The organism is Cognatishimia sp. 1_MG-2023, from assembly GCF_030548175.1.
In the GTDB taxonomy this organism is placed as follows: Bacteria; Pseudomonadota; Alphaproteobacteria; order Rhodobacterales; family Rhodobacteraceae; genus Cognatishimia.
Map to the genome: position 1 here is coordinate 204,713 of NZ_JAUORX010000003.1, position 12,654 is coordinate 217,366.

Annotated in this window: 12 protein-coding genes; 4 read left to right on the forward strand and 8 right to left on the reverse strand. The window is 52.4% G+C overall.

What is annotated here, in order from left to right:
* Nucleotides 1–5: 5 nt before the first annotated feature.
* From Q4544_RS06320 to fsa, 7 genes are all read right to left on the reverse strand, one after another.
* On the reverse strand, nt 6–1,085 hold the full coding sequence (locus Q4544_RS06320; protein ID WP_303504653.1) for an ABC transporter permease: 1,080 nt from the start codon (nt 1,083–1,085) through the stop codon (nt 6–8).
* Between the two features lie 67 nt (nt 1,086–1,152).
* On the reverse strand, nt 1,153–2,514 hold the full coding sequence (locus tag Q4544_RS06325) for a CmpA/NrtA family ABC transporter substrate-binding protein (protein ID WP_303504654.1): 1,362 nt from the start codon (nt 2,512–2,514) through the stop codon (nt 1,153–1,155).
* Between the two features lie 286 nt (nt 2,515–2,800).
* On the reverse strand, nt 2,801–3,943 hold the full coding sequence (locus Q4544_RS06330; protein WP_303504655.1) for an ABC transporter substrate-binding protein: 1,143 nt from the start codon (nt 3,941–3,943) through the stop codon (nt 2,801–2,803).
* A complete protein-coding gene (locus Q4544_RS06335) occupies nt 3,940–4,524 on the reverse strand; it encodes an ANTAR domain-containing response regulator (protein WP_303504656.1) in 585 nt (194 codons plus the stop codon). Before Q4544_RS06335 ends, Q4544_RS06330 begins: the two co-directional genes overlap by 4 nt.
* 148 nt (nt 4,525–4,672) lie before the next feature.
* A complete protein-coding gene (locus tag Q4544_RS06340; protein ID WP_303504978.1) occupies nt 4,673–5,596 on the reverse strand; it encodes a tyrosine recombinase XerC in 924 nt (307 codons plus the stop codon).
* Entirely contained in the window at nt 5,584–6,291 is a 708-nt protein-coding gene (locus Q4544_RS06345) for a DUF484 family protein (RefSeq protein WP_303504657.1), read from the reverse strand. The genes Q4544_RS06340 and Q4544_RS06345 overlap by 13 nt, the downstream gene beginning before the upstream one ends.
* Nucleotides 6,292–6,464: 173 nt before the next feature.
* Nucleotides 6,465–7,118 (reverse strand): fructose-6-phosphate aldolase, encoded by a 654-nt coding sequence (gene fsa, locus Q4544_RS06350; protein WP_303504658.1) that lies wholly within the window; start codon nt 7,116–7,118, stop codon nt 6,465–6,467.
* Between the two features lie 88 nt (nt 7,119–7,206).
* Between fsa and Q4544_RS06355 the strand changes: the two genes are divergently transcribed.
* The 4 genes from Q4544_RS06355 to Q4544_RS06370 all read left to right on the forward strand — a co-directional run bounded on the left by Q4544_RS06355 (nt 7,207) and on the right by Q4544_RS06370 (nt 12,195).
* Nucleotides 7,207–9,402, forward strand: a complete 2,196-nt coding sequence (locus Q4544_RS06355) for a primosomal protein N' (RefSeq protein WP_303504659.1) — start codon at nt 7,207–7,209, stop codon at nt 9,400–9,402.
* 93 nt (nt 9,403–9,495) lie between these two features.
* Nucleotides 9,496–10,728, forward strand: coding sequence for an MFS transporter (locus tag Q4544_RS06360; protein WP_303504660.1), 1,233 nt, complete (start codon nt 9,496–9,498; stop codon nt 10,726–10,728).
* Between the two features lie 59 nt (nt 10,729–10,787).
* Nucleotides 10,788–11,657: a 50S ribosomal protein L11 methyltransferase gene (locus Q4544_RS06365; protein ID WP_303504661.1), complete on the forward strand. Its 870-nt coding sequence runs from the start codon at nt 10,788–10,790 to the stop codon at nt 11,655–11,657.
* A gap of 190 nt (nt 11,658–11,847) precedes the next feature.
* Nucleotides 11,848–12,195: a hypothetical protein gene (locus tag Q4544_RS06370; protein ID WP_303504662.1), complete on the forward strand. Its 348-nt coding sequence runs from the start codon at nt 11,848–11,850 to the stop codon at nt 12,193–12,195.
* 101 nt (nt 12,196–12,296) lie between these two features.
* Here Q4544_RS06370 and Q4544_RS06375 read toward each other — a convergent pair whose 3' ends face one another.
* Nucleotides 12,297–12,488 carry a DUF1127 domain-containing protein gene (locus tag Q4544_RS06375; RefSeq protein ID WP_303504663.1) on the reverse strand — a complete coding sequence of 64 codons (192 nt, stop codon included), beginning with the start codon at nt 12,486–12,488 and terminating at the stop codon, nt 12,297–12,299.
* Nucleotides 12,489–12,654 lie beyond the last annotated feature (166 nt).

Below are 12,654 nucleotides of genomic sequence, written 5' to 3' on the forward strand. Positions count from 1 at the left end.
ATCAATCACCGGTTCGAGCTAAAGGTGAAGAGCGATTGGATGGCGTACATCACGCGGTCCAACATGAAGCCGATGATGCCGATGGTGAAAACGGCCACCATGATCTTTGCAAGTGAGCTGGAGGAACCGTTTTGGAATTCATCCCACACAAATTTACCAAGCCCGGGGTTCTGCGCTAGCATCTCTGCAGCGATTAATACCATCCAGCCCACGCCCAACGACAGGCGTAAACCGGTGAAGATAAGCGGCAGGGCAGAGGGGAGAACCAATTTGGTGATTTTTGTCCATGTGTTCATTTTCAACACTTTGGAAACGCTAACCAAATCCTTGTCGATGCTGGCCACACCAAGTGCTGTATTTATCAATGTCGGCCAAAGCGAACAAAGCGTAACTGTCACGGCGGACGTCAGAAATGACTTAGAGAATAGCCCATCTTCTACCGTGTATGTCGCCGATACGATCATGGTTACAATCGGTAGCCATGCCAATGGAGAGACCGGTTTGAAAATCTGAATAATGGGGTTCACAGCGGAATTTGCGATTGGGCTGAGACCTGCCAAAATCCCGACAGGAACTGCAATCACAGTCGCCAAAAGAAACCCGAAAAAGACCGTTTTAATGGATGTCCAAATCTGGTCGTAGTAGCTTGGCGAACCAGTATAGGCGATTTCTTTCACCTTCTCTGGTTGACCGTTGGCAATGAATTTTTCATTGCGTGCTTCAACGCGCGCCAAAAACTTCTCTTCTTTTGCGGCTTTAACTTGCGCGTCTTTGTGCAAGTTAACCGTTTCGGTCCACACCGCAGAAGGGCCGGGAATGGCGCCTAAAGATGTTTGAACCTTTGGCGCAAGTGTCGCCCAAAGAGAAATGAATACTGCAATCGCCAACAAAGGAACGCCGAGCAAGCGCCAAATCTCTTTCATTTGTGCACGAGGGTTGTCGCCAGCGACGGCTTTTAGGATCGGAGTTACCCAAGCTAAGCCAATGACCTGAAACCAAGCGTCAGCTTTGTTGATACGTGTAAAAAGGCGGGCGCGACGGGCTTCGCGATCATCTGCGAGCGTCTGCGGGTCAATTGCGGTCATGGGTTTGATCCTGTTTGAAAAGTCAGGCAAGAGGGGACACGCAAGTGCCCCCAGCTTCCTATTTTGATTAGCCTTGGACTTCGGCACCGACGACTTTTTGGTCGCCCTTCAGGCCGATTGGCAGGCTTTCAAGGTATGCATTTGGAGTGCGGCCGTCGTAGGCGATACCGTCAATGATATCCCCGGCTGGTGTTGGCGCTTTGTAGCCATCACTTCCGAATGGGAAGTCAGATTCGTTTGCCAAACCTTCTTCTATCAGCAGCTTTGCAGCTTCTAGGTAGATCTCAGGTTTGTAGACGGATTTAGCCACTTCGTCGTACCAGCTGTCTGGCTTGGCCTCGGCAACCTGGCCCCAGCGACGCATTTGGGTCAAATACCAAACCGCGTCAGAGTAGTAAGGGTAGGTCGCGTTATAGCGGAAGAACACGTTGAAATCAGGAACTGCGCGGATGTCGCCTTTTTCGTATTCAAATGTGCCGGTCATAGATGCGGCGATAACGTCGTAATCTGCACCCACATATTCTGGCTGGCTCAGCAGTTTTACCGCTTCTTCACGGTTGGCATTATCGTTTTCATCCAACCACATCGCTGCACGGATTAATGCTTTGACGACTGCCAACGTTGTATTCGGGTTTTCTTCGGCAAATTCTGCGTTTAGCCCGAATACTTTCTCTGGGTTGTTTTTCCAAAGCTCATAGTCGGTAATGACAGGAACGCCGATGCCTTTTGCAACAGCTTGCTGGTTCCAAGGCTCACCCACGGAGTAACCATAAATTGTGCCCGCTTCCATCGTAGATGGCATCTGCGGAGGAGGCGTTACAGACAACAGAACTTCGGCACCGATTTGACCGGTGGTGTTCTCTGGGCTGTAGTAACCTGGCTGAATGCCGCCAGCAGCCAACCAGTAACGTAGCTCGTAGTTGTGCGTGGAAACAGGGAAGACCATGCCCATGTTGAATGGCTTGCCTTCAGATTGATATTTCTCGACCACAGGCTTTAGCGTTGACGCTGAAATTGGGTGAACCGGCTTACCGTCTTCATGCGGGATATGCGGTTTCATCTCGCTCCAGATTTGGTTGGAAACGGTGATGCCGTTGCCGTTCAAATCCATAGAGAATGGTGTGATAATGTGCGCTTCGGTGCCGTAACCGATGGTTGCAGCCAGGGGCTGGCCCGCCAGCATATGCGCGCCGTCAAGCTGGCCGTCGATCACGCCATCCAACAAGACTTTCCAGTTTGCCTGCGCCTCTAGGGTAACAAACAAGCCTTCGTCATCGAAAAAACCTTGCTCATAGGCAACCGCCAAAGGTGCCATATCTGTTAGCTTAATAAAGCCGAACGTCAGTTCGTCTTTTTCAAGCTCCAGCTCGGCGAACGCGGGTGAAACCATCATCGTGGTTGCCGCAAGAATGGAAGCGATACGTTTCATATTCTTTGTCCTTTTCTGGCCCTGCTGGGCATAAAAAAAAGCCGCCGACAATCCGGGCCCTGGGAGGAGGTAGGGCCTAGCTGTCGAGCGGCTTTGCTCAGTTTCCCGGATCAACGGGAGGAGTTCTTAAGCGCGACGCCATTGTTGCGCTGTCAAAATGAGTATGCGGTTGTGACCTAATACCTGCGAGTGGTTTTAAGTATGTGATTGCCGCACTGCAGCGTCAAAAGGTGATTTCTGCATAATTTTTAGGCAAGTCTAGCTGCTTGGTCCGTATTTTGCGCATTCAAAGAAAGCGGTTTGGCCCGAGAATCAGTTCTTCGGAATGATCTTCCGCAGTTTGAATTTCGTTTGAGGCATCCTCTGTTGCATCAGAAACCAAAGTCATATTCGCACCAAGGCCTGCTAGGTTCTCGCGGAATAGGTCGCTTCGAAACACAGATTCAGCGGAGGCTTTAGAAGAGAGAGGCTCTAAGCCATACCGGCAGGACAAGCTTTCGCCGATCCAAGCGGCTTTTGATTTCCATGGGAAACACGTGTCACTCCCATGCAAGCGCAGAAAGTCCGGCGTTTTGCGCAAATCGCCTTGGCTATTGACGATCAACTCGCCGGTCAATGCCCGTTCTATGATGTCTGGACCAAGGCCTAGGTAGCGATCTACAGCCATAAACTCTGCAGCCATCGCTGAATTTCCTTTGCGTCCCAGCCATTCAGCTGCGCGCCAAGTTGCCCGCATCAATCGCGCAGTTTCGTCCGGATGCTTTTCGGCCCAATCTTCACGTACAGCCAATACTTTCTCTGGCGCAGAGGACCAAATTGCCGAACCCGGCACCAATAATATACCTGACGCCCTTTCGACCGTGACCGACCCCCATGGTTCGCCCACGCAAAATGCATCAAGATCACCGTTCTTTACGGCCTGTGCCATCATGGGAGGAGGGACAGCGCAAATTTGAAAATCCTCACCTGCCACCATCCCGGAACGGGTTAACCACAATGACACAAGTTCGTGGTGCATCGAGAGGATAAAGGGAACACCAATCCGAAGTGGCGTTTTAAGCTCTGCAAGTGCACGGCCCGCAGCCTGTGCACCTGAAAAATCAAAAGCAAAACTCGTGTTCTCTAGGCGCTGCGCAATGCTTTCGGATATGCCAAAGACCGTGCCATTTACGGAAAGCACCATAAGCGCATTCAAGCGCGGAATGCCATTCATTAGCCCGAGTGCAGAGGCCACAGGCACAGGAGACAGCATGTGGGCGGCTTGGATTTGTCCAAATGCCAACATATCGCGCAGCGTGGACCAACTAGGTGCGCTAACGAGATCAAGTGCCAAGCCTTCTTCTTCGGCGAAACCAAGTTCTTTTGCGACGATAAGCGGAGCTGCATCAACAAGTGGAATGAAGCCAGCAGAGAGGGGGCGCAATTTCATAACAACAAGTCCGCCGCTGATACGAGGGCACGAGACACCTCTGCGACACGCTTTCCCTGGTCCATCGCCGTTTTGCGCAACAGGGCATAGGCCTCTTCTTCGGAAATATTCCGGGCTTTGATCAGCAGGCCTTTTGCGCGATCAATGATTTTCCGATCTTCCAGCGCACGTTTCGTGGTTTCCAATTCGGTTCTCATACGTTGGTACAATTGGAACCGGGCAATGGCCGCATCTATGACAGGCTTAATTCGGTCGAATTGTAGCCCATCGACGACGTAGGCGGAAACGCCTGCTTCGATCGCGGTCTTGGTCATTTGCGCATCGCTATGGTCAACAAATAGCGCCACCGCGCGATCCATCGGGCCAGAGGCCAAGGCAATCTGTTCAATAGAGTCACGCGACGGATCAGCAACGTCGATCAGGACTACATCTGGCTCAAGTCGCATGACGGAACGTGCCAAACCGCTTTCGCCAGCTAACACATGAATGTCGTGCTCGCCTGTTTCACGCAGACTTTCGACAATGGCCGACGCGCGGTCCTTGTCCTGCTCCACGATTACAATGGTTAGTGCATTTGCCACGGCTATTCTCTTTTGGCGTGCGGTCAGTCGGCGAGAATAAGAGGCTTTAGTGAAATGGCGAGGGGCGTGTTGAAGCAAAGCTCCGTAGGCACGCAATTAAGTGGGGGATTGCAGGGGATGTCTGTTATTTAGGCATATCGATGGAAAATTAGGCTTTTGGGTGGGCCTTGTTGTAGACATCCATCAATCGCGCTGTGTCGACTGCCGTATAGGCTTGAGTCGTGGAAAGTGATGCATGCCCTAACAATTCTTGGATCGAACGCAGATCACCACCGGCTTCTAGCAAATGGGTCGCAAAGCTGTGCCTCATCGCGTGCGGTGTTGCCGTGGCTGGTAGACCAAGCTGCATACGAACGTTTTGCATGACTGACTGTATTTGCCGCGCATTCAATCGCCCGCCGCGTGTTCCACGAAAGAGTGGTCCATCCGGTTCACGCGGAAATGGTGCCAATTTTAAATAAGTTTCCACCGCATCACGCGCAGCGGGAATGACTGGAACAATGCGTTCCTTCCCGCCCTTACCAACAATACGCATCACATCTGGTAGCGGGGCATCACTACCATTTAAAGCAAGTGCTTCGGAAATCCGCAGACCGCAACCATATAAAACAGTAATCACGGCAGTGTCGCGCGCACCAACCCAGCCTTCTTTGGACTGGAATTCGACAGTGTCCAAAACCGCTTGTGCCGCGTCTTTTGCCAGTGGTCGAGGCAGCTTTTTCTGAAACTTCGGCGCGCGGGTTGAAAGGACGGCAGTTGGGTCAAAGCCTTCGCGTTCTGCAAACCACCGGTAAAAGCTTTTGACCGCAGAAAGTTTGCGCGCCAAAGACCGTGCCCCAACATCGCCAGATCGCATTTGCGCCATCCAAGAGCGCATATCAGTGATTGTGATTTTGGAAAGGGGGGCGAGGCCTTGTTGCTCGCCCTTATGCTGCGTCATGAAGACAAGAAACTCGGTAATGTCACCGAAGTAGGCTGTCAGCGTATTCTCTGCCGCACCTTTCAGCGCGCGCTCGGCTTCAAGCCACTTATCACGTGCGTTTTGTGCTGCCGCGGATATCAAGACAACCAGCGGCGCATTGCGCGTTCAAACACACCAGCAAAGAAGGTCAGCAAGTCAGAGCCTTGCTGCGGTGTGAAATGGTGGGGATCTTCTGCACCCATGATCAGCATGCCCGGCAGACGACCCTCGCCAAGGTCCAACCGTAGGCAGGCCTCAGAGCGGACAAAACCAGATTTGTCGCCGTAGATATTATCAGGACCCGCTTCGACCTGGCGTAGTGTGACCTGACGGACTGGAACATTGCGCCCTTGGGTCAGGTAAGTCTCGACAAACCCCGGTTCAGCAACAGACAAAACATTGCCCAGCTTGTTGATCGCGGGGTCATCGTCGTTTTGTTCGGTTTCAAGGACAAGGCGCACGGCGTCTACACGCAGAATATCAGCAACTTCGCCGTCCAAATCACGCAGGAAGGTTTCAAATTCCAGCGGGTCCATCATACGCAAAATGGCGCGATGAACCTGGTTGGTGCCAGCCAAGTTTTCATAGGCTGCGGCAATAACGCTGCGGTGTGTGTCTTCGAGACGATCCAAACGCGCCTCGAGCCGTTCCATTGCGATTCCACGTAAATCAACAATGTTGCCGCCCATAGAGCGCTCGTTTGCTGCGATCAATGCGTTCATAACGTCTTGATCATCCAGAATCATTTCCGGTGCTGAAATGATCTTATCCCGCAGGGTTTCTTCGATTTTTGCTGTGTTGGTCATGCTCGTGCCAATGTTCTTTTGCCGTAACTCTAACAGAAGAATTTGCGGAATTCTGCAACTAATTGGCAAATGTGCGGTAAATTGCTTGGGTTGGGGGAGGGGCTTTGCCCCTCTGGGCCTATGGCCCATTCCCCCCAGAGTATTTTTGGAAAGGTGAAGAGGCTAAGTGCCTCTTACAGGATTTTGATATCCGCCGCTGCGATGTCAGCCAAGAAAGCGTCTAGGCCTTTGTCTGTCAGCGGATGGTTTACCATTGCTTTGATTACCGCAGGTGGCGCTGTCATGACGTCTGCGCCAATGCGAGCGCTTTCAAGAACGTGGTTTGCACTGCGGATAGACGCTGCAAGGATCTGTGTTTCAAAACCGTAGTTGTCGTAAACGCTACGGATGTCTGCGATCAAGTCCATGCCATCTAGGTTGATGTCGTCCAAACGACCGATGAATGGTGAGATGAACGTTGCACCCGCTTTTGCAGCCAAAAGTGCTTGGTTTGCAGAGAAGCATAGCGTCACGTTGACCATTTTGCCTTCGTCACTCAGTGTCTTACAGGCTTTCAGGCCATCCCAAGTCAACGGAACTTTGACCGCGATGTTTTCCGCGATCTCAGCCAACTTGCGGCCTTCTGCGATCATTGTTTCGGCGTCTGTTGCAGTCACTTCTGCGGAAACAGGGCCGGACACCATGTCACAGATTTCTTTAGTGACTTCTAAAATGTCACGACCAGATTTCTTGATCAGCGATGGATTGGTTGTTACGCCATCTACCATGCCCAGATCATTAAGTTCGGCAATGGCGTCGATTTCTGCGGTATCAACGAAGAATTTCATAGGGCAGGTCCTTTGATGGGTTGGCCTTGGTTTGCAGCTCGTTTACCTCATAGAGAGATGTGCTGAAACCCCTTTTGCAGAGGTGGCCTTGGACGAAACTGACTTCTTTGACGAAGGTGCGCTGGTTGGCGTGTTAACCACGCAGCCTTTGGATCGCATACTTGATTACAAAGCTCCCGCTGGCGGGTGTTGGTTGGGTGCGTTTGTCGAGGTGCCCTTGGGCCCGCGCAAGGTGCTTGGTGTTGTATGGGGCAAAGGGCGGGGCGACTGGGATATATCCAAAGTACGATCTGTGATCCGTGCGCTGGATGTTGCGCCCATGCGGGACGAGATGCGCAGCTTTGTCGAAAAATCGGCGCAATACACGCTGACCTCATTGCCTTCGATGTTGCGTTTGGCGACTCGCGCGCCGGGTCTGTCTGATCCGCCCTCTATGCGAAAAGTTTACCGGTTTGGCGATAAAGAGCCAGACCGGCAAACAGATGCCCGAAAGCGTGTTATCGAAACGTTGAAAGAATACGGCGGATTGGCATTCACGTTAAAAGAACTGTCCGAAATGGCTGGGGTAACGTCCTCTGTTGTGAAAGGGCTGGTCAAACAAGATGTCGTTTTGGAAGAGAACAGCCCACGTGATCTGCCGTTTCAACGAATGGAACCGGATCACGGTGCGCGGGAGTTAACGCCCGAGCAAGAAGCCGCTGCGCTTCGATTGCGCGAGGGCATTGAAAGTCAAACATACGGCACCACGCTACTGCGGGGGGTAACCGGTTCTGGTAAAACCGAAGTTTACCTCGAAGCCATCGCAGATTGCCTGCGGGTTGGGCGACAGGCGCTGGTGTTGTTGCCAGAGATCGCCTTAACCGCCGAGTTTTTCACGCGGATTGAAGCGCGGTTTGGCGCAAAGCCCGCGGAATGGCACTCTGGCGTGACAATGACAGAGCGGCGGCGCATTTGGAAAATGGTCGGGCAGGGTGGCGCGCAGGTTGTGATTGGTGCGCGCTCGGCCTTGTTCCTTCCCTTTCAAAATCTGGGCCTGATTGTCGTCGATGAAGAACACGATACGTCCTATAAGCAAGACGATGGCGTTCTCTATAATGCACGCGACATGGCCGTCCTTCGGGCCAGCCTGTGCGGCGCGCGGGTTGTATTGGCCTCGGCGACGCCGTCGCTTGAAAGCTGGGCAAATGCAGACGCTGGTAAATACGAACGCCTTGAACTGACCTCACGCTTTGGCCCCGCAGTGATGCCCGATATGCGTGTCATTGATATGCGCGCAGAATCGCTGCCGTCAGGCACTTGGATCTCACCAACAATGCAGGCCGCCGTTAAAACGCGCATTGAGAAGGGCGAGCAATCGCTGCTGTTTATCAACCGTCGTGGCTATGCGCCGGTTACCCTGTGTCGTGCCTGCGGAGAGCAAATCGGTTGTGATCATTGCGATGCGCGAATGGTCGAGCACCGTTTCCTCAAACGGCTTTTGTGCCACCAGTGTGGCGAAAGCAAACCCATGCCAGAGGAATGCCCAAGCTGTAAGGTTGAGGGTAAACTTGCCCCGGTCGGCCCCGGTGTCGAAAGATTGGCCGAAGAAGCCCAGGCGCATTTCCCGGATGCGCGGTTGGCCGTTTTGTCGTCAGACTTGTTTGGTTCTGCACGCGCCCTCAAAGAAGGCATTCAGGCGATTGCAGCCGGTGGCGCTGATATTATCATCGGGACACAGTTGGTGGCAAAAGGTCATAACTTCCCATTGCTGACTTTGGTTGGCGTGATCGATGCGGATCTTGGCCTTCAAGGGTCGGACTTGCGCGCGGCAGAGCGGACGTTCCAATTGATGCGCCAAGTTGCAGGCCGCGCTGGGCGGTCCGAACGCAAGGGCACAGCATTGATGCAAAGCTTTCAGCCAGATCACCCGGTGATCCGCGCTATTCTAGCGGGTGACGAAGAAGGGTTTTGGAAGGCTGAAGCCGCAGAGCGCCAACAAGCAGGCGTTCCACCCTATGGGCGCATGGCTGGGATCATCCTAAGCTCAACCGATGTGCAGGAAATCTTTGACCTCGGGAATGCGCTGGCACGCAGCGATGGCGCGTTACGGCAGATTGGTGCGCAGGTGTTTGGCCCGGCACCAGCACCCATTGCGCGTGTGCGCGGGCGCCATCGTGTTCGGCTATTGGTCAAAGCTGATAAAACGGCGCCGCTTCAAGCGGCTCTGTCCAAGTGGATTGGGCAGTTCAAAATCAAAGGCGATATTCGACTGTCCGTCGATATTGATCCTCAGTCGTTTTTTTAATGTGAATTTGGGGCGTAGGGCCGGTGCAAATTTGCACAGAAACTGGTGCTGAAAATGATCGCTATCTTGCACCTTTGGGTGTAATCCAAGCCTATGTTTGAAAGAATGCAGCTGGCAGAAGCCACCACCCTTCCGTTTTGGCGCCGACCTGTCACGCTGTTATTCATAATGGCCGCAGCGTTACCAATTGCCTTTTCGACGTGGTTTGCGCTGTTGAACAACTTCGTCATCGAGGTCGCCAACTTTGACGGTTCAGACATCGGCTTGTTACACACAATCCGTGAAATCCCCGGGTTTCTAGCATTTGGTGTGATCTTTCTCATCATGGTCATGCGCGAGCAAATACTGGGGGTGACCTCGCTCATCCTATTGGGAGTGGCGACTGCAGTAACCGCGTGGTTCCCAACACTTGGCGGTATCTTGATGATCACCATGCTGAGTTCGATTGGGTTTCATTACTATGAAACGGTAAACCAAAGTCTACAGCTCCAGTGGTTGGACAAGAAGCGCGCACCCAAAATGCTGGGCTGGATCACGGCCGCGGCCTCTGCCAGCACGATAGTTGTGTATCTTTTGATTATCATGACCTGGGAAAGCCTAGGGCTAAGCTACAATTTCGTCTTCCTTGCGACGGGCGGAACAACGGCAGCCTTAGCCTTGTTTCTATTGCTTGCCTTCCCACAATTCGAAAGCCCAACACCGCAAGTCAAAAAGATGGTGCTGAAAAAGCGCTATTGGCTCTATTACGCCCTGCAATTTATGGCTGGGGCACGTCGGCAAATCTTTATCGTCTTTGCCGGCTTCATGATGGTCGAAAAGTTCGGCTTCGAAGTGCATGAACTTACGGGGCTTTATTTGATAAACCTCGTGGCCAATATGATCTTTGCGCCAATGGTCGGTGGAATCGTTCATCGTTTCGGCGAACAGCGCACATTGCTGGTCGAGTACATAGGCCTCGTCGCGGTGTTCCTCGCTTACGGAGGCATCTATTTCTTCGAATGGGGCGTGATGTTGGCGATGGTGCTTTACGTTGTGGACCATCTGCTTTTCTCCATGGCGCTTGCGCTTAAAACCTACTTCCAGAAAATCGCAGAACCGCAGGATATTGCGCCGACTGCAGCAGTGGCCTTTACCATCAACCATATTGCAGCTGTTTTCCTGCCCGTGCTTCTTGGTATTCTTTGGTTGGCGTCACCTGCCGCGGTCTTTGCTTTTGCTTCAATGATGGCCGCCGCATCATTTGGATTGGCTTTGATGATCCCACGGCATCCGCAGATAGGCCACGAAACCCGTTTCCAAGAAGCAGGACCGCTTCCTGCGGAGTAACGCTTGACCTTAGGGCGAGGGCGCTCTAGGCCGCTGATATGTTGACTGGAGCCTGAAGAATGCCAACTTTTACTGCCCTAACGACCCTCGTCGGAAAAGACGCCGCTGATCGTCTCGGCGAAGCGATGGAAAACCTGTACCCAGAGCCAACAGGCGTTGGTGTCTTTGAAATCGAAGATGGTTCAGGTCTATGGGAAGTCGGTGCCTATTTTACCGAAGCTCCAGATGAAACCGAATTGGCCCTGTTACAGGTCGCCTTTGGGGCAAAGCCCTTTGCTGTTTCTGAATTGCCCGAAGTGGATTGGGTTTCAAAGGTCAAACGCGAATTGTCCCCTGTTCAAGCAGGCCGCTTCTTTGTGTATGGCAGCCATGACGCTGATCAAGTTCCTGCAGACGCAGAGCCGCTTTTGATTGAGGCTGCTATGGCCTTTGGAACGGGGCATCATGGCACTACGCTTGGTTGCCTCAAAGCATTGGATCGTTTGGCCAACGAAGGCTTTGTTGGTGCAAATGTGGCCGACGTTGGCTGTGGGACTGCTGTCTTGGGCATGGCCGCTGCGCGCATCTGGGCCAATCCGGTCATGGCCAGCGACATTGATCAAGTGGCAGTGGACGTGGCCGAGGCTAACGTCAAAGCCAACGACCTGGTTGATCGCGTGCTTTGCGTAGAGGCCGCTGGCTTTGATCACCCTGATCTTATCGCGAAGGCACCATTTGATTTGGTCTTTGCTAATATCCTAAAAGCACCGCTCATTATGTTGGCTCCTGATATGGGCAACTACATTGCAGCAGCTGGTCACGCCATTCTATCTGGTATTCTGAACGAGCAAGCCGACGAAGTCGTCGCGGCTTATCAAGCGGCTGGCTTTGATGTGCATACTCGCGAAGAGATCGGCGAGTGGACGACTTTGACGCTCACGCGCGGCTGACGCGATTCGCTAGCCTTTAAAGTAAAGCGGCCTTTGGGCCGCTTTTTTTATGCCGTCTTGCGTCCAAATGAGCCTCGATAGCGGTGCAAATCAGGCCATTTTATGAAAATCGTGCCCTGTTGCCATAGTTTCGCCACATTTTTGGGGGAATGTGGCCTTGTTTGGTGGGGGCCAAACTTAGTGTGTTGCCATGTCCTATCAAAGTGATGATTTTTCCCATCGCCTGCGCCGCTTGAATAAGAAGCGCCGTAAGGATCTTAAAAAATCCCGTTCCGCATTCGTTGACAGCGATGGCTACGTGATTGTGCGTGGCTACGAGCAGCGTCGTGGCATTCCAATGCTTGGCTTGATGCTTTTGGCTGTAGGCTTTTTTGGTCTCAAAGGGGCCATGATGGCGCAGCTAGGCGATGCCAATTATACGCAAAAAATTGAATCTTTAGGTGAATCTGAATCCAGCGTTGCTGTTGTCGGCGTTTGGACGATGCAACCAGATCCTGTTTCATCTTTTGTCGCGGATCAGCTGAGGGGGCTGCTCTAAGACATTGATGACCTTCTCGGGTTTCCAATACGCAGGATCCAAAAAAACCGCAACTGCCTAGCAGTTGCGGTTTTTCTATTACCGAAATCGCTCTGTGCGATTTATTTGATGGAGTGGATGTCTCCACGAACCAGACCGATGTCTAGCAGCTCACGATCAGATAGTTGTGACAGAGCAGAGCGTGTACGACGCGCCTCGTTCCATGCCAAAACGGCTGCGAATAGGGATGCGAAGGACAGGCCGACACGGCCAGCAAATGCGGTTTGAACGCGGGTGGTTTCAAAAGCGGCCATATCTTTGTTCCTTTGATAAGTTTATGGTCATTGATTTCGTAAGCCCGATTTAGGAGCGAATTGCTTACGAAACAAGCAATTTGAAAACATGGCCGATATGCATTTTTTGCATATCGAATTTTGCGTCTAAGGTATTGATTTTTTGTGTTATTTTTTAAAAATTTAC

Excerpts from the sequence above, each read along its gene's own strand:
- Q4544_RS06320 (WP_303504653.1), bottom strand. The coding sequence starts at position 1,085 with ATGACCGCAATTGACCCGCAGACGCTCGCAGATGATCGCGAAGCCCGT.
- Q4544_RS06325 (WP_303504654.1), bottom strand. The coding sequence starts at position 2,514 with ATGAAACGTATCGCTTCCATTCTTGCGGCAACCACGATGATGGTTTCA.
- Q4544_RS06330 (WP_303504655.1), bottom strand. The coding sequence starts at position 3,943 with ATGAAATTGCGCCCCCTCTCTGCTGGCTTCATTCCACTTGTTGATGCA.
- Q4544_RS06345 (WP_303504657.1), bottom strand. The coding sequence starts at position 6,291 with ATGACCAACACAGCAAAAATCGAAGAAACCCTGCGGGATAAGATCATT.
- fsa (WP_303504658.1), bottom strand. The coding sequence starts at position 7,118 with ATGAAATTCTTCGTTGATACCGCAGAAATCGACGCCATTGCCGAACTT.
- Q4544_RS06360 (WP_303504660.1), top strand. The coding sequence starts at position 9,496 with ATGTTTGAAAGAATGCAGCTGGCAGAAGCCACCACCCTTCCGTTTTGG.
- Q4544_RS06365 (WP_303504661.1), top strand. The coding sequence starts at position 10,788 with ATGCCAACTTTTACTGCCCTAACGACCCTCGTCGGAAAAGACGCCGCT.
- Q4544_RS06370 (WP_303504662.1), top strand. The coding sequence starts at position 11,848 with ATGTCCTATCAAAGTGATGATTTTTCCCATCGCCTGCGCCGCTTGAAT.
- Q4544_RS06375 (WP_303504663.1), bottom strand. The coding sequence starts at position 12,488 with ATGGCCGCTTTTGAAACCACCCGCGTTCAAACCGCATTTGCTGGCCGT.